This is a genomic window from Cellulomonas septica, assembly GCF_012396155.1.
Lineage (GTDB): Bacteria > Actinomycetota > Actinomycetes > Actinomycetales > Cellulomonadaceae > Cellulomonas > Cellulomonas septica.
In genome coordinates this window covers 1-1,890 of sequence record NZ_JAAXOY010000677.1, presented here as the reverse complement: position 1 = coordinate 1,890, position 1,890 = coordinate 1, and the positions used below count along the sequence as shown (strand labels likewise).

The window sequence follows — 1,890 nt, the reverse complement described above, 5'->3', positions numbered from 1 at the left end:
GCCCCGGCACGGCCGCCCCGCCGGTCACGCCAGGCACCGCGGACCCGTCGCCTGACCGCACCCCGCACGCGCCGGCCGCACGACCCACGACTCCCCAGGAGGGCTCATGACCGCCGGTCCCCGACCCGTCCGCGCCCCGCGCGGCACGACGCTCACGGCCCGCTCGTGGCAGACCGAGGCGCCGCTGCGGATGCTCATGAACAACCTCGACCCGGAGGTCGCCGAGCGGCCCGACGACCTCGTCGTCTACGGCGGCACCGGCCGGGCCGCGCGGTCGTGGGACGCGTACGACGCGATCGTCCGCACGCTCACGACGCTCGGCGACGACGAGACGCTGCTCGTCCAGTCCGGCAAGCCCGTCGGGGTCCTCGCGACGCACGAGTGGGCGCCGCGCGTGCTCATCGCGAACGCGAACCTCGTCGGGGACTGGGCGACCTGGCCGGAGTTCCGCCGGCTCGAGCACCTCGGCCTCACGATGTACGGGCAGATGACGGCCGGGTCGTGGATCTACATCGGCACGCAGGGGATCCTCCAGGGCACGTACGAGACGCTCGCCGCGGTGGCCGCTCAGCGGTTCGGCGGGACGCTCGCGGGGACGCTCACCGTGACGGGCGGGTGCGGCGGGATGGGCGGGGCGCAGCCGCTCGCGGTGACGCTCAACGGGGGTGCGTGCCTGATCGTCGACGTGGACGGGTCCCGCCTGGCCCGGCGGGTGCACGACCGCTACCTCGACCGCGTCGCGGGCTCGCTCGACGAGGCGCTGTCGCTGGTCCTGGCCGCGAGGCGGTCCCGGACGGCGCTGTCGGTCGGCGTCGTCGGCAACTGCGCGGAGGTGCTGCCCGAGCTGCTGCGACGCGGCGTCGAGGTGGACGTCGTGACCGACCAGACGTCGGCGCACGACCCGCTCGCCTACCTGCCCGTCGGGGTCGCGCTGGACGAGTGGGCGGACTACGCCGCCACCAAGCCCGACGAGCTCACCGACCGCGCGCGCGAGTCCATGGCCCGGCACGTCGAGGCGATGGTCGGCTTCCTCGACGCGGGTGCCGCGGTGTTCGACTACGGCAACTCGATCCGCGACGAGGCCCGACGTGGCGGCTACGACCGCGCGTTCGACGTCCCCGGCTTCGTGCCCGCGTACATCCGGCCGCTGTTCGCGGAGGGCAAGGGGCCGTTCCGCTGGGCGGCGCTGTCCGGCGACCCGCGCGACATCGCGACCACCGACGCGGCCGTCCTCGACCTGTTCCCCGACGACGACCACCTGCACCGCTGGATCCGCGCCGCGCAGGAGCGGGTCGCGTTCCAGGGGCTGCCCGCGCGGATCTGCTGGCTGGGGCACGGCGAGCGCGACCGGGCGGGGCTGCGGTTCAACGAGCTCGTCGCGTCGGGCGACGTCGCGGCGCCGCTCGTCATCGGGCGCGACCACCTCGACGCCGGCTCCGTCGCGTCGCCCTACCGGGAGACCGAGGCGATGGCCGACGGGTCCGACGCGATCGCCGACTGGCCGCTGCTCAACGCGCTCGTCGCCGCGTCGTCCGGGGCGACGTGGGTGTCGCTGCACCACGGCGGCGGCGTCGGGATGGGCCGGTCCATCCACGCCGGTCAGGTGTCCGTCGCCGACGGCACCGACCTCGCCGCGCGCAAGCTCGCGCGGGTCCTGTCCAACGACCCCGCCATGGGGGTGATCCGGCACGTCGACGCCGGGTACGCGCGCGCCGACGAGGTCGCGGACGCGCACGGCATCCGCGTCCCGATGCGGGAGCACGACGCATGAGGACACCGGACCCGACCCGCGCTGCCGTCGATACCGACATGGGTGCCGTTCCGGGGCGGCGAACGACACCCATGTCGGTATCGAGCCCGCCCGCAGCCGGCGACGGCCGGGGCGGGGCG

The 1,890-nt window shown here is 75.4% G+C and carries 1 protein-coding gene; it reads left to right on the top strand.

Features of this window, described 5'->3' with window-relative positions; genetic code table 11:
• Positions 1-106 precede the first annotated feature (106 nt).
• Positions 107-1,771, top strand: coding sequence for a urocanate hydratase (gene hutU / locus HGA02_RS18005; protein WP_168680638.1), 1,665 nt, complete (start codon positions 107-109; stop codon positions 1,769-1,771).
• The last annotated feature ends 119 nt before the right edge of the window (positions 1,772-1,890 follow it).